The sequence below is a fragment of the Asanoa sp. NPDC049573 genome, assembly GCF_040676615.1.
Lineage (GTDB): Bacteria > Actinomycetota > Actinomycetes > Mycobacteriales > Micromonosporaceae > Asanoa.
In genome coordinates this window covers 145,926-163,501 of sequence record NZ_JBFAPI010000017.1, presented here as the reverse complement: position 1 = coordinate 163,501, position 17,576 = coordinate 145,926, and the positions used below count along the sequence as shown (strand labels likewise).

Here is a 17,576-nt window from a genome sequence, read left to right as displayed (position 1 = left end):
GGTGCGCCGGGCCCGCCCCCCCCCCCCCCCCGCCGGCCGCCCCCCCCCCCCCCCCGCCCCCCCCCCCCCCGGGGGGGGGGGCGGGGGGGCCCCCCCCCCCCCCGCCGGTTGTGGGAGAGCGTTGCTGTGGGGTCAGACGCCCGCGGTCGAGGTGATCCAGGCCCGGTTGTAGGCGACGCTGCCGTAGTTCTGGATGCTGACGCCGTCGGCCGTCGAGGCCACACCCACCTGCGCGCCGTTGTAGAACTGCGGGCCGCCGGAGTCGCCGCGCCAGGCGTTGCCGTTGATCCGGGTGCTGCGGATGGCCCGGCCGCCGTAGGCGTCGGTGACGTTGGTGCTGGTCACCCGGACGCTCGCGGTCTTCAGGACCGGCGAGGCGTCACAGCCGCTGTAGCAGGTCATGCCCCAGCCGTAGATCGTGTTGGTGGAGTTGACCGGCGGGTAGGAGCTGGACAACGTCACGTAGGTGGTGCTCACCGCGCTGCTCAGCCGCATCAGGGCCAGGTCGCTGCGGGTGTAGGTGGCGCTGACGGTGCGGGTGACGCCTCCTGAGGAGCGGTTGACGCTGCCCACCCGCACCGACATGGTGCCGCTGATGCAGTGCCGGGCGGTGAGCACCCAGGTCGACGCGATGATGGTGCCCGAGCAGGTGAACGAACCGTTGCTCATCACGGCCGCGGCCCACGGCGCCGACGCGACCGTGCTGCCACCGATGATCTGGGCCGGGTCGGTCGGGCCGACGGGTGCGGCGCCGGCCGCGCTGGGCACGAGGAACGCGCCGGTCAGACCGATGGCGAGCGCGGCCAGGGTGAGGCGTTTGCGCATCTGTTGGGCTCCTATCCGAGGGGGGTGGTTCGGACTGCCCGAGACGCTATTGGGATATCGATGTATTCGCAATCATCAAATCCAGGTCATACCTCCCGGTGATGGCCGGCCGGCGGCGGCGGGTTTGTGGCCGAGATCCCATCGCGGTCTTCGCCGGCTCCTGGCGGGCGCTGGTGGCGCTCTCCCGAGCCGCTGTTTGGGGTCCTCCGGGGCTGCGGAAGAGGGCCAAGTTGTCGGTGATCCGATATGTGGCGCCCGGGATCCGCCTCGTCCTCGCCGTCCGCACCACGGTTGCGGCACTACGCGCGTAATGCCTGTCCACGACGCCTGTCCACGGTCTGGGCGGGTGCCGGTCCGCGTCTATCTACCGGGTAGTCTTGGCGCGCTTACCGCGTACAAAAGTCAGGAGTGCCCAGTGGCTCGCGTCGTCGTCGACGTCATGCTCAAGCCGGAGATCCTCGATCCTCAGGGCCAAGCGGTCGCCAACGCGCTGCCACGGCTAGGGGTCAGCGATGTCTCCTCCGTGCGCATCGGTCGCCGCATCGAGATCGAGTTCACCGGCGAAGCCGATCTCGATCGGGTGCGGGAGATCGCCGACAAGCTGCTCGCCAACCCGGTGATCGAAGACTTCACCATTCACGAGGTTGCCGAGGAGCCGGTCGCCGCGGGTGATCCGTCGTGAGTGCCCGCGTCGGTGTGGTGACCTTCCCGGGTTCGCTCGACGACGGTGACGCCGCCCGCGCCGTCCGCGTCGCCGGTGGCGAGGCCGTGCGCCTCTGGCACGGCGACAGCGACCTGCACGGCGTCGACGCCGTGGTGCTGCCCGGCGGCTTCTCCTACGGCGACTACCTGCGCACCGGTGCGATCGCCCGGTTCGCGCCGGTGATGGAGTCGATCATCGACGGGGCCCGGGCCGGGCTGCCGGTGCTCGGCATCTGCAACGGCTTCCAGATCCTCTGCGAGGCACACCTGCTCCCCGGTGCCCTCACCCGCAACAGCCACCTGCACTTCCGCAACCGCGACCAGTGGCTGCGCGTCGGCACCAGTGGCACCGCGTGGACCAACTCGTTCGAGACCGACCAGGAGATCCTGGTGCCGCTCAAGAGCGGCGAGGGCCGCTACGTCGCCGACCAGGCGACGCTCGACGAGCTCGCCGCCAACGGCCGGATCGTGGCGACCTACGTGCGCGGCAACCCCAACGGCTCCGAGCGCGACATCGCCGGCGTCAGCAACGAGGCCGGCAACGTCGTCGGTCTCATGCCCCACCCCGAGCACGCGATCGAGGCACTCACCGGTCCGTCGCTCGACGGTCTGGGCTTCTTCACCTCGATTCTCAAGCACTTGGCGGGGGCCTCGGCATGACAACTTCGTCCGACACCGCGCCCGGCGAGGCAGCGGAGCTGTCCTTGCCCGCGCAGGTTTCGCCTTACGAGCCGCACGAGGGCCCCGACACCGTCGAGCAGGCCAACGGCACCCCGGGCGAGCTGCAGCCGTTCGCCGAGCTGGGGCTCCGCGACGACGAATACGAGCGCATCCGCGGCATCCTGGGCCGCCGGCCGACCCAGTCGGAGCTGGCGATGTACTCGATCATGTGGAGCGAGCACTGCTCCTACAAGTCGAGCAAGGTGCACCTGCGGCAGTTCAGCGAGAAGGCGCCGCCGAGCGACCGGATGCTGGCCGGCATCGGCGAAAACGCCGGCGTCATCAAGATCTCCGACGAGATCGCGGTCACCTTCAAGGTCGAGTCGCACAACCACCCGAGCTTCGTCGAGCCCTACCAGGGCGCCGCGACCGGTGTCGGCGGCATCGTCCGCGACATCCTCGCGATGGGCGCCCGGCCGGTCGCCGTGATGGACCCGCTGCGGTTCGGCGCCGCCGACCACGAAGACACCGCCCGCGTGCTGCCCGGCGTGGTGGCCGGCATCGGCGGCTACGGCAACTCCCTGGGCCTGCCCAACGTCGGCGGCGAGGTCGTCTTCGACCCGACCTATCAGGGCAACCCGCTGGTCAACGCGCTCTGCCTTGGCGTGCTGCCGGTCGACCGGCTGCAGAAGAAAGACGCCGCCGGCCCCGGCAACATCGTGGTGCTGATGGGCGCCAAGACGGGCCGCGACGGCATCGGCGGCGTCTCGGTGCTGGCCAGCGCGACCTTCGACGACGGCAGCGCGGCCCGCCGGCCGTCGGTGCAGGTCGGCGACCCGTTCACGGAGAAGCTGCTGATCGAGGCCTGCCTCGAGCTCTACGACGCCAACCTGGTCGTCGGCATTCAAGACCTCGGTGGCGCGGGCCTGACCTGCGCGCTGACCGAGACGGCCGCCTCCGCCGGCACCGGCATGCGCGTCGCTCTGGAGCGGGTGCCGCTGCGTGAGCAGTCGATGGAGCCGCACGAGATCCTGGCCAGCGAGTCGCAGGAGCGGATGCTGCTGATCGTCAAGCCCGAGCAGCTCGACGAGGTGCTCGGCGTCGCCGAGAAGTGGGGCGTGCTGGCCACCGCGATCGGCGAGGTCACCCCGTCCGAGGTCAGCGGCCTGCCCGGGCGGCTCCGGATCACCTGGCGCGACAACCTGGTCGTCGACGTGCCGCCGGCCTCGCTGGTCGACGACGGCCCGGTCTACGCCCGCCCGATGCGCGAACCCGCCGACCTGATCCTGCTGCAGGCCGACCGGGCCGAGACGCTGCCCCGACCGGCGACGCCGGAAGACCTCAAGGCGACGCTGCTGAAGATGGTCGGCTCGCCGAACCTCTGCGACAAGTCGTGGGTCACCGAGCAGTTCGACCGCTACGTGCTCGGCAACACCGTGCTGGCCCAGCCGGAAGACGCGGGTCTGGTCCGGATCGACGAGAACAGCGGCCTCGGCGTCGCGCTCTCGGTCGACGGCAACGGCCGGTTCGCGCGGCTCGACCCCTACAACGGCGCCAAGCTGGCCCTGGCCGAGAGCTACCGCAACGTCGCCGTCAGCGGTGCCAAGCCGATCGCGGTGACCAACTGCCTCAACTTCGGCTCGCCCGAAGACCCGGCCGTGATGTGGCAGTTCGCCGAGGCCGTGCGCGGTCTGGCCGACGGCTGCCTCGAGCTGGGCATCCCGGTGACCGGCGGCAACGTCAGCTTCTACAACCAGACCGGCGCCGCGGCGATCCACCCGACGCCGGTGGTCGGCGTGCTCGGCGTGATCGACAACGTCGCCGACCGGGTGCCGATCGGCTTCACCAAGCCGGCGACCGGCGACGGCGACCTGATCTTCCTGCTCGGCGAGACCGCCAACGAGCTGTCCGGCTCCGAGTGGGCCTGGGTCGCCCACGAGCACCTGGGCGGCGTGCCGCCGAAGGTCGACCTGGCCCGCGAGCGGGCCCTGGCCGAGGTGCTGGCCGAGGCCTCGCGGGTCGGCCACCTGAGCGCGGCGCACGACGTTTCCGACGGCGGCCTCGCGCAGGCCCTGGTCGAGGCCAGCCTGCGCAACGGTGTGGGTGCCCGGATCGCGCTGCCGGAGGAGTTCTCGGCCGGGTCGATGCCGTTCGTCTACCTCTTCAGCGAGTCGGCCGGCCGGGCCGTCGTGGCGGTGCCGCGCGGTCACGAGCGGGCGTTCACCGGGCTGTGCGCCGAGAAGGGCGTGCCGTGGACCCCGATCGGCGTGACCGACGGGCAGAACGAGGCGCTCGACATCCGCGGCCAGTTCGCGGTGCCGCTGGCCGAGTTGCGCGCGGCACACACCGCGACGATGCCCCGCCTGTTCGGCGCGTCGCTGCCGGTCGACGAGTAAGCCATACAAAAGGGGGGCCGCCTTCGCGGCCCCCCTTTTTTCGTTGCTCTGATCAGTCGTCGAGCCAGCCGAGCTGCCGCCGGTCGCGGCCGCCCTCGGCGCCGTGCCGGGCACTGCGGCCCTCGGGCTCGTCGGGGTAGTAGTCGCCCCGCTCGCCGTAGCCGTTGGGCGCGGTGTATTCGCCACCGCCCCGCTGCTCCGGCACCCGGTCATAGCCGTTGCCACCCTGCGGGTAGCCGCCGCCCTGACCCGGGTCGTAGCCACCCTGCGGGTAGCCACCGGCCGGCGGGCCCTGGTCGTAGCCGGCAGTCGGTGCGCCGCCGTAGCCGCCGCCCTCGTAGCCGCCCCGACCCTGGTCGTAGCCGCCACGCTGGCCGCCGCCGTAGCCGTTGCCGCCCTGGTCGTAGCCGTTGGGCTCCGCTGCGCCGTAGCCGCGCTCGTCGGCGCCGTAGCCCTGGCCGCCGCCGTAGCCGCCGCCCTGCTGCGGGTAGCCGGCGCCGGGCTGGCCGCCGTAGCCGCCGCCACCGGACGCGGGCTCGTAGCGACCGGTCGGCTCGTCGAAGCGCTCGCCGTAGCCGCCGCCGGCCGCCGGGTAGCCGCCACCGCCGGGCTGGCCGCCGAAGCCGCCGCCCGACGAAGGCGCGGCGCCGTAGCCGCCGCTACCCGAGCCGGGCGCGTCGGGGTAGCCGCCGCCGGCACCGTAGCCGCCGCCCGAGCCGGGCGCCGGGTTGTACATCTGCGTCTGCTCGCCGTAGCCGCCGGCCCGGGTGGGCTGGTCGCCGTAGCCGCCGGCCCGGGTGGGCTGGTCGCCGTAGCCGCCGGCGCCGCCCCAGCCGGGCTGCGTCTGCGCGCCGCCACCGTAGGTCGGTGCCTGCGGCGGCATCGGAGCGCCGTAGGGGTCGGGGAACTCGTCCATCGGGGCGCGGCTGTGCAGCATCGTCGGTGCGTCGGCCAGAGCGCCGCCGCCGGGCCCGCCGATCCGGGTCGCGTCGTTGCCGCGGTAGGCCGCCGCGCCGCCGACCGGCACCGCCGGCCGGACACCCGTCGTCGAGGGGTCGCCGTCGGGGTCGTCGGTCTCCTTGCGGCGCAGCATCACCCAGATGATGCCGCCGACGCCGAACGCCACCAGCAGGCCGCCACCGAGCACGACCAGCCAGTTGCCGAAACCGCCACCGTCGTCGGAGTTGCCGACCGGTGCCGCGGCGATCGCGCTGTCACTGGCCGTGGCCTCGTCGGTGACCTCGTCGTCGGGCGCCTCGGTGGGCACCAGCGGGGTCGCGCTGATCGTGGGGTCGGCCGCGGCGAGCGGGAGCTGGATCACCACGCCGTTCTTGCTCTGGCCGGCGCCGACGTTGATCGTGGTGGTGTTGCGCTTGTCGTCCTTCGAGGCGCCGACAGTGATCTGGCCGGGTGCGATCGGGTTCTGGGCGCTGCCCGAGAAGCTGTAGTTGCCGCTGGCGTTGGCCAGGCTCTCGTGCAGCTTGCCGGCACCGTCACTGAGAGCGACGTAAGCGCCACTCACGCCCTTGCCGTCGGACTGGTTGGTGACCTTGCCGGTGATCGACTTGACCGTCTCCACCGCCGGCGGCGCCTGCACCTGCTTGCCACGGACCGTCACATTACGAGTGGCTGGATCGCTCTTCTCGCCGTTGATGGTGGCGGTCACGATGACCTGGCCGGACTTGGTCTGCCCGTCGGGGACGTTGCCGGCGGTCAGCTCCGCCTCGAACGTCTGGCCGCCGGGGCCGATCTGCTCGTCGCTGTCGCAGACACCGTCGGTGCAGCTCAACTCGCCGAAGCTGGTCGTCACGCTGATGGTCGCCGTCTGCTGGCCACCGCCCTGGTTGCGGTTGACGACCTGGAACCGGACGGTCGCCTTCTGACCGGGTGACAAGGTGCCGTTGGAGAAGCTGACGATCGACACTGTTGGAGCGTCCGCTTGTGCGGGGTTGGGAAATACTGTGACCAGTGCGCCAGCTATCAGCGCTACGACCACACCGGCCCGTGCTCTCCAGGCTCGTCGGTGTGTTGTCACGTCCACCGCCTTCCGGTCTCACCCCCGAACGAGTACACCGTCGGTCACTATGCCTTGTCCGACGGGATCAGCGCGACCCAGGGCCGAAGGAACAACAACGCGAAGAGGTCGTATCGTCCCGTCATGTCCCGTGCGCACAATAAGTCACCCGCGGTAGCTGCCGCCCTTGATGCCCTCGACGCCGGGGATAGCCCCGAGGCGGCGACGCTCCGTGATGCCGTGCGTGCGCTGCTGACCGACCTCGCCAAGCGCGCGCCAGGCCGCTCGGTCGAGGTGCGGGTCCCACCATACGGTGCCGTGCAATGCATTCCAGGACCGCGACATACCCGTGGAACTCCCTCTAATGTGGTCGAAACCGACGGTGTGACGTGGATCCTTCTCGCGACCGGCCGCCTCGACTGGGCTGCGGCGCTTGCCGCCGGCAAGATCAAGGCAAGCGGAAACCGAGCCGATCTCTCCGCATATCTCCCCTAGTCGGCCAGAAATCGGGTCGCCCGAACGGGTCCGTTGACCGCGTGGAGCGCCAAGGTGGCCGACGGTGACCGGCCTGAACTCGCGTACACTGGCCCGAGCAGACGTGCCAAGCAGGTGAGCAGCGAGGAGCGGTAGGTGCCCCGAGGCGACGGCCGGTTGAGCCAGGACCTCGACCCCCAACGACCCGGCCCGCAAGATGCTTGCGGTGTGTTCGGTGTGTGGGGGCCGGGTGAAGAGGTCGCGAAGCTGACCTACTTCGGGCTCTACGCCCTTCAGCACCGAGGCCAGGAAGCGGCCGGCATAGCCGTCAGCGACGGCTCCGGCGTGGTGGTCTACAAGGACCTCGGCCTGGTGGCCCAGGTTTTCGACGAGCCCACGCTGGCCAGCCTGCGCGGCCATCTCGCCATCGGCCACACCCGTTACTCCACCACCGGCGGCTCGACGTGGGAAAACGCCCAGCCGACGATCCGGGCGACCACGGCCGGCACGACCATCGCGCTGGCGCACAACGGCAACCTGGTCAACACCGCCGAGTTGGCCCGCGAGGTCGCCGAGCGGGGTCTGCCGACCGACCCGGCGACCACCTCCGACACCGCGCTGGTGACCGCGCTGCTCGCCGGCCGCCCCGACATGTCGGTCGAGGCCGCCGCGCTCGAGGTGCTGCCCACCCTGCAGGGCGCGTTCAGCTTCGTGTTCATGGACGAAAACACCCTCTACGCCGCCCGTGACCCTTATGGGGTGCGGCCGCTGGTGCTCGGCCGGCTGGAGCGCGGCTGGGTGGTGGCCAGCGAGACCGCGGCCCTCGACATCGTCGGCGCCAGCGTCGTGCGCGAGGTCGAGCCGGGTGAGCTGATCGCGATCGACGAAGACGGGCTGCGCTCGTTCCGGTTCGCGGTGCCCGAGCCCAAGGGCTGCCTCTTCGAATACGTCTACATCGCGCGCCCCGACACCACGATCTCCGGGCGCAACGTGCACGCCGCCCGGGTGCAGATCGGCCGCCAGCTCGCCAAGGAGCACCCGGTCGAGGCCGACATGGTGATCCCGGTGCCCGAGTCCGGCACGCCGGCCGCGATCGGCTACGCCGCCGAGTCCGGCATCACCTACGGCGCGGGCCTGGTGAAGAACGCCTACGTCGGGCGCACCTTCATCCAGCCGTCGCAGACGCTGCGCCAGCTCGGCATCCGGCTCAAGCTCAACCCATTGCGGGAAAACGTCCGCGGCAAGCGGATCGTGGTGGTCGACGACTCCATCGTGCGGGGCAACACCCAGCGGGCCATCGTCCGCATGCTCCGCGAGGCCGGCGCGCTCGAGGTGCACGTGCGCATCTCCTCGCCGCCGGTCAACTGGCCCTGCTTCTACGGCATCGACTTCGCCACCCGCGCGGAGCTGCTGGCCAACGGCCTCGACAACGAGGGCATCCGGCGATCGATCGGTGCCGACTCGTTGGGTTACGTATCACTCGGCGGTCTGATTGCCGCGACCGAGCAGCCGAAGACGCGCCTGTGCCGCGCGTGTTTCGATGGGGAGTACCCGATCCCGCTGCCGGCCGGCAACCTGATCGGCAAGCACGTGCTCGAAGGTGTCGCCCGGCGGGTCGGCGCCGATGCCGAGCAGCGCGGCGAGGGCGGAGCCAACCGTCCGGCGTCGGGCGACCTTCCGTTGGTCGTCCAGCAGATGGCAGCCAGCTCCAACGGCGGCGGCACGCACAGTTCCTAGCCGGCGTCTCCAGCGAGACACCGCGCGTCAGGCGTAAAGGGAGAAATCGTGACGCACGTTACTGAGCGGGGCGGCGGCCCGAGCAACACCGGGGGCACCGACGGTCTCCAGCCATGGACGGCCGGTTCGGGTCGCACCAGTCGCAAGCGCACAGTGACCTACGCCGACGCCGGCGTCTCGATCCACGCCGGCGAGCGCGCGGTCGAGCTGCTCAAGAGCAAGGTGGCCAAGGCGCAGCGCCCCGAGGTGCTCGGCGACCTCGGCGGCTTCGCGGGCCTCTTCAAGCTCGACACCAAGCGCTACAAGAACCCGATCCTGGCCTCGTCGACCGACGGTGTCGGCACCAAGCTGGTCATCGCGCAGCAGCTCGACATCCACGACACGGTCGGCATCGACCTGGTCGCGATGGTCGTCGACGACCTGGTCGCGTGCGGCGCCGAGCCGCTGTTCCTGCTCGACTACATCGCCTGCGGCGAGGTCGTGCCCGACAAGGTGGCCGAGATCGGCGCCGGCATCTCCGACGGCTGCCGCTACGCCGGCTGCGCCCTGCTCGGTGGCGAGACGGCCGAGCACCCGGGTGTCCTGCGCCCCGACGAATACGACCTATCGGCGACCGGTGTCGGCGTGGTGGAGGAGAGCGAGATCCTCGGCCGCGAGCGGGTCGAGGTCGGCGACGTGGTCATCGCCATGCGCTCCTCGGGCCTGCACTCCAACGGCTACTCGCTGGTCCGCCACGTGCTGCTCGGCGCCGGCCGGATGCGGCTCGACACGGTCGTCGACGACTTCGGCAAGCAGCGCACCCTCGGCGAGGAGCTGCTCACGCCGACCAAGATCTACGCCCGCGACTGCCTCAAGCTGATCTCCGAGGCCGACGTGCGGGCGCTGGCCCACGTCACCGGCGGCGGCATCCCCGGCAACCTGGTGCGGGTGCTGCCCGAACACGTCGACGCCGTGGTCAACCGCTCGACCTGGAAGCCGCAGCCGATCTTCGACATGGTGCAGGCCAAGGGCCGGATCGAAGACCAGGAGATGGAGTCGACGTTCAACATGGGCGTCGGCATGTTCGCCATCGTCTCGCCGGAAGACGCCGACCGGGCGCTGGCGTTCCTCGCCGGCCGCGGCATCGACGCCTGGCAGGCCGGCGAAATCATCGAGGGCACCGGCACCGTTCAGATGATCGGCCAGCACACCCGCGGCTGATCGCGGCCGGGCCCTTGTGATCGTTCGCCTAGTGACCGGGCGGCCGCTTGACACGCAGTGTCAAGACGCCTGAGGACCTGAGCTGACAACTGATTGGGTCTTACCCGATTGGCTACCGCCGCCTAACCTAAAGTCCTGCCTTCGACACCTCGACGGGGAGAGGAGGGCGGGTGGTTGTCCGGCATGGCCAGTTCACCGGCATGCGCGGCATCGCCCAGGTGCCCTCCTATGTGGTCATGCAGCCGACGACGCTGTGCAACCTCGACTGCGCCTACTGTTATCTCCCGTTCCGCTCCGCTGACCGGAAAATGCCGGTCGGCGTAGCCGGCGCGGTCGCGGAGCCGGTCAACCGCTGGGCCGCAGACGGCCGCTTCTCGGTCGTCTGGCACGGCGGCGAGCCGCTGGCGACCGGTCGCGACCACCTCGCCGCGCTGCTCGCGCCGTTCGATCCGGCGGTCGAGCACCACGTCCAGACCAACGCGACGCTGGTCGACGACGCCTGGTGTGAGTTCTTCGCCGCGCACCAGATCCGGGTCAGTGTCAGCGTCGACGGGCCGCGCGAGCGCAACGGCGACCGGGTGACCCGGGGCGGCCGGCCCGCCTACGACCGCATCGTCCGCGGCATCGAGACGCTGCGCCGGCACGGCGTCGGCTTCTCCGCCCTCTGCGTGGTCTCCGATCCCGCACCTGGGCGGGCGGCCGAGCTCTACCGCTATTTCCTCGACCTCGGTTGCGACGTGCTCGGCATCAACATCGAAGAGACCGAGGGCACCAACACCCGCGCCAACGCCCATCCGGCACAGCAGGTCGTCGACTTCTGGGCCGAACTCGTCGCCGCCTGGCGCCAGGATCCGCGGATCCACGTCCGCGAGATCGAGTGGTCACTGCGCTACACCGAGGCGGTGCTGGCCGGCACCGCCGACAGCCTGCTGCCCCGGCAGCTCGACCCGATTCCTACCGTCGCCTACGACGGCTCGGTGGTGCTGCTCTCTCCCGAGCTGGCCGGGTTCCAGGACGCCCGGCACGGCGACTTCAGCAGCGGCAACGTCCTGGCGACACCCCTTACCGAAATCATCGCGGGTGCGGCCAGCCGCACGCCCTGGGTCGCCGAGTTCCTCGACGGCGTGGAGGCGTGCCGGGCAACCTGCCCCTACTTCGGTTTCTGCGGCGGTGCGCACGCGGCGAACCGCTATTTCGAACACGGCCGGTTCGACACGACCGAGACCGACCACTGCCGCAACAGCAAGATCCGCCTACTGGAAGGGGTGTTGCAGCATGCCCGAGACCACCAGCCTTCGGCCGTCTGACGACGTCGAGGGCGCCACGGCTGACACCACCGACCTCGCCGACCGCGTCGCCGGTGTGCGGGCAGGGCTCAGCGCACTGCTGATGGAAGCGGAAGAGGCTCGCAAGCTACGCGCGGAGGCGGCCGACCCGGCCGACGGCGCGGTGTGTGCCTGGAACCACTTCGAGAACATCCCAACGTTCTACAACTGGAACAACCGGCCCCGCTGACACCCCTGGACACGACCGAGCACGCGGGTAGTTACCGCGTGCTCGTTGATGACCCGGGGGTCAGCGGGAGCGAGACGACCAGTTGTTGGAAGCGTCGTCTTCTGCGATGTCGTCCTCGTCTTCGTCGTCGACCAAGCTGCCGCTGTGGTCATTGTCGAAGTCGTGGTCCGACTTGCCGCTGCCGCCGAGTTCTCGCTGCAAGGCAGCAAGGTCGGTGTTCGGGGAGTGATACTTCAACTCCCTGGCCACCTTTGTCTGCTTGGCCTTAGCACGGCCGCGCCCCATGGCTCGACCCCCTCGCACAGAATTCGGGGCAGCACGAAGGCGGGCCCCGATGACGTCAGGCATCTCTCGTGGCTCTTACGGTACATGGGGATGGCCAGGTTCGACACCTCGGGTTGCCCCGTCCGGCCGGCGCGTCGATCACGTTTTTGATCAGGGGAATGTCCGGCGGTCGTGTCGCCCGCCAGGAGGCGGTCGGCGACACGACCCGGGAACCGGACGGTAAGGGGCGCTCTGGTCAGCGGAGATGGATGGTGCGGAGTCGCCCGATCTCGGCCATCCGCCGCTCTGCCAGGCGATCCGCGGCCACGGCCGGGGGAACGCCCTCGGCGTCGGCCAGTCGCAAGATCTCGCGCGTTGTGTCGTAGATCCGCGTCGCCCGGAGCTTGGCGCGGTCGAAGTTGAAGCCCTCGATCTCATCTGCGACCTGGATCACACCGCCCGCGTTGACCACGTAGTCGGGCGTGTAGAGGATGCCGCGATCGGCGAGCTGCTTCTCGATGCCGGGGTGGGCGAGCTGGTTGTTGGCGCCGCCGGTGACGATCTTTGCCCGGAGCTGCGGCACCGTGTCGTCGTCGAGGGCGCCGCCGAGCGCGCAGGGCGCGTAGACGTCGATGTCGCCGGAGATCAGGCCGGCGGTGTCGGAGACCAGGTCGACCTGGGGGTACGTGGTCCTGGCCCAGTCGAGCGCGCGGGCGTTGACGTCGGTGGCCACCACGCTGGCGCCGTCGTCGATCAGGTGGGCGGTGAGGTGCTTACCGACCTTGCCGAGACCGGACACGCCGACCCGGCGGCCGGCCAGCGTCGGGCTGCCCCAGACGTGTTCGGCCGCGGCCCGCATGCCCTGGAAGACGCCCCACGCGGTGAGCACCGACGAGTCGCCGGCGCCGCCGTGCTCGACGCTGCGGCCGGTGACGTAGCTGGTCTCCCGGGCCACCACGTCCATGTCGGTGACGTAGGTGCCCACGTCGCAGGCGGTGTAGTAGCGCCCGCCGAGGGACTCGACGAACCGGCCGTACGCCCGCAGCAGGCTCTCGCTCTTGATCTTGTCTGGGTCTCCCCAGATGACCGCCTTGCCGCCGCCGAGGTCGAGCCCGGCCAGGGCGTTCTTGTAGGCCATGCCGCGGGAGAGCTCCAGGACGTCGTGGAGGGCCTCGGCCTCGCTGGCGTAGGGGTAGAAGCGGGTGCCGCCGAGGGCCGGGCCCAGGGCGGTGGAGTAGATACCGATGATCGCCTTCAGGCCGCTCTGCTTGTCCTGGCAGAAGACGACCTGTTCATGGCCGGTGGAGTCGGGATCTTCCGTAGTGGCGAATACGGCCATCACTGTTCCTCCTGGTCGCGGTGCGGCCTCGTGGGGCGCACGCCTGCGGGTGGCGCCGGCGGGGTGGTGCCGGTTTCTGCGCACGACGATATTCCCGTTGGCAACGTGGCGCAGACGCGTGTCGCCCGTCGTTACGGCTCGCGGCCGATTCGTGGGAGGATCGCGCCGTGCCGTCGCTGTTCGCTTCCTACCTGCGGGTCTACGAGCCGTTGACCGCATTCGATCGGGAACGTCAGGTTTTCTGGCGCCGCTACGTCCGTGAGGGCCGTGCGGTCGCGCCCCAGGAGGGGCCGGTCCGCCAGCGGACCGCCGTGATCGAGGGCCTTGGCGCCGGCTGGACCCGCCTGCCCGACCTGCCCGAAGAGGCCTACGTGCTGGAGGCCGACGACACGCTGCTCGTCTGCCCCTGGAACCTGCGCCTGCGGGTGGCCGAGGCGGCGCTGAGCGCCCGCGACGGCGTGCCGTCGGTGATCGCTGACGCGTTCGTCCCGCCGGTGCTCGCCGGCCAGGCCCGCGCGGTCGTCGACGACTGGCGCAGTGGTGCCCGGGTGCTCGAGCACGGCGTGCCCCGGGTGCACGAGCAGATCGCCACCTGGGGCGTGCCGCTGCGCTGGTTCGTCTTCGTCGACCTGGGCGAGCGCGAACTCGTGCTGCGCGAGGAGCGGCGGTCGCTGCGCTACCGCACCGAGATCTCCAAGGCCCGCCGGCGGGCCTCCCGGGCGCTGTCCGTCCTGCGCAAGTCCATCGGGGACGCGCCGATCACCGAGGCCGTCGAAGAGGGTGCCCGGTGGCTGGAGGAGTTCCACCCCCGTTCGGTGGTCGAACTCGACTACGGCGGCCTGGTCGACCTGCTCTCCGACACCATCCTCGAAGAGGACGACTCGCCGGGTCTGGTCGCTGCCGGCCTGGCTGCTTTGTCCCGCGGTGATGCTGATGGGGCCACAGAGGTCTATGAGAACTTGGTCACTCGTTGGCGTGCGATTCAGCTCCTCGAACGGTGTAATTAGGTGCCAAATCGGTGACGTTGAATGAGTTAACCTCGTGTTTTCCTGAACACGAACGGTGACGTAGAGTCCAAATAAGGCGGTTTCTGGCATATAAAATCGCCATAAATCGGTCATTGCTCATCCGTCCATCCAGGGACGTTCGGCCGTTCGGCCCATGTCGGACATCGGGGACTAGCCGGACCATGAGAGACGCGTCGGCCGGCGGGACCCCGGCCGATGTCTATAGGTACCTGTGGAGGAGTGACCGATGGCATCGCGTACGCACGAACCCGAGCCGCTACTCACGCCGGCAGAGGTCGCGTCGATGTTCCGTGTCGACCCGAAGACGGTGACCCGGTGGGCGAAGGCCGGAAAGCTCAGCGCGATTCGCACGCTGGGCGGCCACCGCCGCTACCGTGAATCCGAGGTTCGAGCCCTGCTGCAGGGGCAGATTCCCCAGCAGCGCCAGGGCGACTGACCAACCCCCGGTCGAACGATCGTCGGACAGGGGCGGGAGCTACACGACAACCGTGTAGGTCCCGCCCCTGATGCGTGTTCGGCCACGGTCTGACCTGCGTCTAAGGTCGACCGGTGCGAGAACCCCTCTCCGGCGACGCCTTCGGCGAGCTGATCCGCGACGCCCTCGCCGTCGCCACCGGGGTCGGCCCCCGGCCCCTGGCCGGCGGGCGGCTGCCCCGGCCGGTCATCGAGGTCATCGAGCGCGACGACGGGCTGATCAACGGGGCGCCCGCCGCCGGCTACCTCGACGAGCCGGACGCCTGGCCGGATCACGACCATCGAGCCATTTCCCGGGTACGCGGGCGCGTGCTCGACATCGGCGTCGGCGGCGGCCGGATCGCCCTGGAACTGCAGCGCCGCGGCATCGAGGTGACCGGTCTGGACGTCTCCGCCGGTGCGATCGAGGTGTGCCGCCGGCGTGGCGTACGCGACCTCGTGCTCGCCACGGTCGACGAGCACGCGGCGACCGCCGGGCCCACGTACGACACCTTCCTGATGCTCGGCAACAACCTCGGGCTGATCGGCGGGGCCGACCGGGCACCCGGGTTCCTGGCCGCGCTGGCCGCGCTGGCCCGTCCGGGTGCGCGCGTGATCGCCCATGGCACGAACCCCTACAACACCACCGATCCCGTGCACACCGCCTACCATCGGTGGAATCGGGAACGCGGCCGATTGGGCGGCCAACTGCGGCTCCGGGTGCGCTACCGGGAGCTGGCCACCGACTGGTTCGACTTCCTCGTCTGCTCGGTCGACGAGCTGGCCGGCCTGGTCGCCGGCACGCCGTGGCGGATCGCCGACATCGACAACGCGGACGCCCCTTACTACCTCGCCACGCTGGAGCTGACCGCCTCGCGGTAAAGGTGAACAAACCTCGGGAATCCGGCGCTGCCGGATGTTTCGGTCGGTAGCGTCCGGTCCATGAGGGTGGCGGGCGGCACGCTGCTGCGGAACCTCGCCGGCAGCATCGGGATCCTGGCCACCGTGGCCGGGTTGGCCATCGGGCTACCCGCCCTCGACAACGCCCTGCCGGCGCAGCGCCCGGTCGGCAGCGGCAGCTATCCGGTCGGCGGCGGCGTGACCGTCACACCGCCGCCGGACGCGCGGCTCGACGTGACCCTCACCCGCCCGGGTGACACCCGGGGCACCGCGGTCTTCCTGGTCGGCTCGGTGCGCTACGTCATCGTGGTCACGCCATTCCACGGCACGCTGCCGGAGGCGACGGAACGGCTGCGCCGCAAGATCACTGCCGTCCGCGGGCACGAGATCACCGGCCAGCAGTTCCCGACCACCACGGCCAGCGGCCTGCCCGGGGTGCAGGGCACCTACGCCGCACCCGGGCGCGGCGGCCGTTACCTGGTCTTCGCCGGCGACGGTGTGGCGATCGAGGTCACCGTGGCCGGGACGGCGCCCGCGCTGCGTGACGCGCTCGGCGCCATCGAGGCCAGCACGAAGACGATCGCCCACCGCGGCGGCACCGCATGACGCAGACCCTCCGGGCGTCCCGGAGCGCACCGGTGCACCCGACACCGGCCTGGGCGCACCCCGGCAAGTCCCTGCTCCTGCCGGCGTTCTGGGTGGTGCTGTTGCTGATCGCCGGCGGCGGGCTGCGCCTGGTCGTCTTCATCCGCGAGTCGTTCGCGACCTATCCGACCGCGACCCTGACCGCATTGGTCCTGTTCGGCCTGTACGCGGTGCCGTTCTGCGTCTTCGTCGCCGCGCTCGACTACCTGGAGCGCGAACCGCCCCTGCTGCTGGCGACGGCGTTCGCCTGGGGCGGCCTGGTCGCGACCTCGATCTCGATCCGCGGCAACGCGGCCGTGCACAACCTGATCGCCAAGCTGGCCTCGCCTGGGCTGGCCGCGGAATGGGGTTCGGCCATGGCCGGCCCGACCGTCGAGGAGACCGCCAAGGCACTCGGCATCGTCGCGATCGTGCTGGTGGCCCGCGCCCAGGTCAACAGCATCCTGGACGGTGTCGTCTACGGCTCGCTGGTCGGCCTCGGCTTCCAGGTCGTCGAGGACGTGGTCTACGCGATCAACGCGGTCGCGGTGGCCGGTCGCGGTGACCAGGTGGCCCCGGTGGTGGCCACGTTCCTCCTGCGCGGCTTCCTGGCCGGCCTCTGGAGCCACACCCTGTTCGGCGCGCTGGCCGGCGCCGGCATCGGCTACCTGGCGGTCCGCACGGACCGCTCGCTCTTCTCCCGCGTCGGCGTGGCGGTGCTGTCGGTCCTGGGCGCGATGGCGATCCACTTCCTGTGGAACTCCCCGCTCCTGAGCCTCGGTGGCGGCGCCGGCATCTTCGGCGACCTGTTCGTGAAGGGCCTACCCCCGCTCCTGATGATCCTTTTCCTGGTCCGCGGGGTGCGGCATCGCGAGGCTGACTACTACATGGCCCAGTTGGCCGCCCTCGGCGATCGCCGGATCGCCACGCCCGACGAGTTGCGGGTGCTGGCGCACGGGCACCTGCGCGCCGGCGCCCGCCGGCACGCCCATGGCCGGGCTGGGATCAAGGGCCGGCACGCGGTACGCCGATTGCAGCGTGCCCAGGCCCGGCTGGCGGTGGAGCTGAGCCGGGCCGGCGGGATCGCGGTTGCCGGCCTGCCCCTCCCGCCGGCCACCGCGGTCGCGCCTTCGCCGGTGGGCGGTGCCGGGGTCGCGGTCGGAGTGGCCCGCATGGTGCCGCAGCCGCCAGGCGCCCTCGTGCTGGGCGGCCCGGCGGCGGTCCGGTGGCGCGACCGGGTACTGGTGGAGCGCGGCCGCCTGCTGGCGCTCGGCCACCCCGAGGCGACCGCTCCCGCGACGCGGAACGGCAGCATTCGCCGCGTGGTCGGCGGCGTGGCCATCTTCCTGGCGTCGATGGTCGCGGTCGGGCTGGCCTTGATCGCGCTCGGCGCGTCGTGACCGGATCATCAGGGGCGGAAGGCGTGCTCGACCACGTCGCCGCAG

General features: G+C 70.8%; 17 protein-coding genes. 13 read left to right on the top strand and 4 right to left on the bottom strand.

Annotated features, from left to right (window positions below):
- Positions 1-132: 132 nt before the first annotated feature.
- The gene (locus tag AB0J74_RS30775; protein WP_363454125.1) at positions 133-825 is read right to left on the bottom strand and encodes a trypsin-like serine protease; all 693 of its coding nucleotides are present in this window, start codon (positions 823-825) and stop codon (positions 133-135) included.
- A gap of 415 nt (positions 826-1,240) precedes the next feature.
- Here AB0J74_RS30775 and purS point away from each other — a divergent pair, with 415 nt between their 5' ends.
- Genes purS through purL form a run of 3 tightly spaced genes read left to right on the top strand, consistent with a single transcriptional unit; the run spans position 1,241 to position 4,583 of the window.
- A complete protein-coding gene (gene purS / locus AB0J74_RS30770) occupies positions 1,241-1,507 on the top strand; it encodes a phosphoribosylformylglycinamidine synthase subunit PurS (protein WP_363454149.1) in 267 nt (88 codons plus the stop codon).
- Positions 1,504-2,187 (top strand): phosphoribosylformylglycinamidine synthase subunit PurQ, encoded by a 684-nt coding sequence (gene purQ / locus AB0J74_RS30765; protein ID WP_363454123.1) that lies wholly within the window; start codon positions 1,504-1,506, stop codon positions 2,185-2,187. The genes purS and purQ overlap by 4 nt, the downstream gene beginning before the upstream one ends.
- On the top strand, positions 2,184-4,583 hold the full coding sequence (gene purL / locus AB0J74_RS30760) for a phosphoribosylformylglycinamidine synthase subunit PurL (protein ID WP_363454121.1): 2,400 nt from the start codon (positions 2,184-2,186) through the stop codon (positions 4,581-4,583). The genes purQ and purL overlap by 4 nt, the downstream gene beginning before the upstream one ends.
- Positions 4,584-4,635: 52 nt before the next feature.
- Here purL and AB0J74_RS30755 read toward each other — a convergent pair whose 3' ends face one another.
- Complete coding sequence (locus tag AB0J74_RS30755; RefSeq protein WP_363454119.1) at positions 4,636-6,507, bottom strand: carboxypeptidase-like regulatory domain-containing protein; 1,872 nt, start codon at positions 6,505-6,507, stop codon at positions 4,636-4,638.
- A gap of 234 nt (positions 6,508-6,741) precedes the next feature.
- On the opposite strand from AB0J74_RS30755, the gene AB0J74_RS30750 reads away from it, so the two are divergent.
- From AB0J74_RS30750 to amcA, 5 genes are all read left to right on the top strand, one after another.
- Positions 6,742-7,092: a sterol carrier family protein gene (locus AB0J74_RS30750; RefSeq protein WP_363454117.1), complete on the top strand. Its 351-nt coding sequence runs from the start codon at positions 6,742-6,744 to the stop codon at positions 7,090-7,092.
- Between the two features lie 135 nt (positions 7,093-7,227).
- Positions 7,228-8,808: an amidophosphoribosyltransferase gene (gene purF, locus AB0J74_RS30745; RefSeq protein WP_363454115.1), complete on the top strand. Its 1,581-nt coding sequence runs from the start codon at positions 7,228-7,230 to the stop codon at positions 8,806-8,808.
- 48 nt (positions 8,809-8,856) lie between these two features.
- On the top strand, positions 8,857-10,008 hold the full coding sequence (purM, locus tag AB0J74_RS30740; RefSeq protein ID WP_363454113.1) for a phosphoribosylformylglycinamidine cyclo-ligase: 1,152 nt from the start codon (positions 8,857-8,859) through the stop codon (positions 10,006-10,008).
- Between the two features lie 200 nt (positions 10,009-10,208).
- Positions 10,209-11,315, top strand: coding sequence for a cyclophane-forming radical SAM peptide maturase AmcB (gene amcB / locus AB0J74_RS30735; RefSeq protein WP_363454147.1), 1,107 nt, complete (start codon positions 10,209-10,211; stop codon positions 11,313-11,315).
- Positions 11,284-11,523, top strand: a complete 240-nt coding sequence (gene amcA, locus AB0J74_RS30730; protein ID WP_363454111.1) for a multiple cyclophane-containing RiPP AmcA — start codon at positions 11,284-11,286, stop codon at positions 11,521-11,523. The genes amcB and amcA overlap by 32 nt, the downstream gene beginning before the upstream one ends.
- Positions 11,524-11,583: 60 nt before the next feature.
- Here the strand turns inward: amcA and AB0J74_RS30725 are convergent, their stop codons facing one another.
- On the bottom strand, positions 11,584-11,808 hold the full coding sequence (locus tag AB0J74_RS30725; protein WP_363454109.1) for a DUF3073 domain-containing protein: 225 nt from the start codon (positions 11,806-11,808) through the stop codon (positions 11,584-11,586).
- A 235-nt stretch (positions 11,809-12,043) separates the two neighbouring features.
- Positions 12,044-13,126 carry a Glu/Leu/Phe/Val dehydrogenase dimerization domain-containing protein gene (locus tag AB0J74_RS30720; RefSeq protein ID WP_363454107.1) on the bottom strand — a complete coding sequence of 361 codons (1,083 nt, stop codon included), beginning with the start codon at positions 13,124-13,126 and terminating at the stop codon, positions 12,044-12,046.
- 167 nt (positions 13,127-13,293) lie between these two features.
- Here AB0J74_RS30720 and AB0J74_RS30715 point away from each other — a divergent pair, with 167 nt between their 5' ends.
- The 5 genes from AB0J74_RS30715 (at position 13,294) to AB0J74_RS30695 (ending at position 17,531) form a co-directional block, all read left to right on the top strand.
- On the top strand, positions 13,294-14,133 hold the full coding sequence (locus AB0J74_RS30715) for a hypothetical protein (protein WP_363454105.1): 840 nt from the start codon (positions 13,294-13,296) through the stop codon (positions 14,131-14,133).
- A gap of 247 nt (positions 14,134-14,380) precedes the next feature.
- Positions 14,381-14,590, top strand: a complete 210-nt coding sequence (locus AB0J74_RS30710) for a BldC family transcriptional regulator (protein ID WP_007073996.1) — start codon at positions 14,381-14,383, stop codon at positions 14,588-14,590.
- Between the two features lie 113 nt (positions 14,591-14,703).
- Positions 14,704-15,489, top strand: coding sequence for a class I SAM-dependent methyltransferase (locus AB0J74_RS30705; protein WP_363454102.1), 786 nt, complete (start codon positions 14,704-14,706; stop codon positions 15,487-15,489).
- Positions 15,490-15,549: 60 nt separating this feature from the next.
- Entirely contained in the window at positions 15,550-16,113 is a 564-nt protein-coding gene (locus AB0J74_RS30700) for a hypothetical protein (RefSeq protein WP_363454100.1), read from the top strand.
- Positions 16,110-17,531: a PrsW family intramembrane metalloprotease gene (locus AB0J74_RS30695; RefSeq protein WP_363454098.1), complete on the top strand. Its 1,422-nt coding sequence runs from the start codon at positions 16,110-16,112 to the stop codon at positions 17,529-17,531. Before AB0J74_RS30700 ends, AB0J74_RS30695 begins: the two co-directional genes overlap by 4 nt.
- Positions 17,532-17,576: the final 45 nt, after the last annotated feature.

Excerpts from the sequence above, each read along its gene's own strand:
- AB0J74_RS30775 (WP_363454125.1), bottom strand. The coding sequence starts at position 825 with ATGCGCAAACGCCTCACCCTGGCCGCGCTCGCCATCGGTCTGACCGGC.
- purL (WP_363454121.1), top strand. The coding sequence starts at position 2,184 with ATGACAACTTCGTCCGACACCGCGCCCGGCGAGGCAGCGGAGCTGTCC.
- AB0J74_RS30750 (WP_363454117.1), top strand. The coding sequence starts at position 6,742 with ATGTCCCGTGCGCACAATAAGTCACCCGCGGTAGCTGCCGCCCTTGAT.
- amcB (WP_363454147.1), top strand. The coding sequence starts at position 10,209 with ATGCGCGGCATCGCCCAGGTGCCCTCCTATGTGGTCATGCAGCCGACG.
- amcA (WP_363454111.1), top strand. The coding sequence starts at position 11,284 with ATGCCCGAGACCACCAGCCTTCGGCCGTCTGACGACGTCGAGGGCGCC.
- AB0J74_RS30725 (WP_363454109.1), bottom strand. The coding sequence starts at position 11,808 with ATGGGGCGCGGCCGTGCTAAGGCCAAGCAGACAAAGGTGGCCAGGGAG.
- AB0J74_RS30720 (WP_363454107.1), bottom strand. The coding sequence starts at position 13,126 with ATGGCCGTATTCGCCACTACGGAAGATCCCGACTCCACCGGCCATGAA.
- AB0J74_RS30710 (WP_007073996.1), top strand. The coding sequence starts at position 14,381 with ATGGCATCGCGTACGCACGAACCCGAGCCGCTACTCACGCCGGCAGAG.
- AB0J74_RS30700 (WP_363454100.1), top strand. The coding sequence starts at position 15,550 with ATGAGGGTGGCGGGCGGCACGCTGCTGCGGAACCTCGCCGGCAGCATC.
- AB0J74_RS30695 (WP_363454098.1), top strand. The coding sequence starts at position 16,110 with ATGACGCAGACCCTCCGGGCGTCCCGGAGCGCACCGGTGCACCCGACA.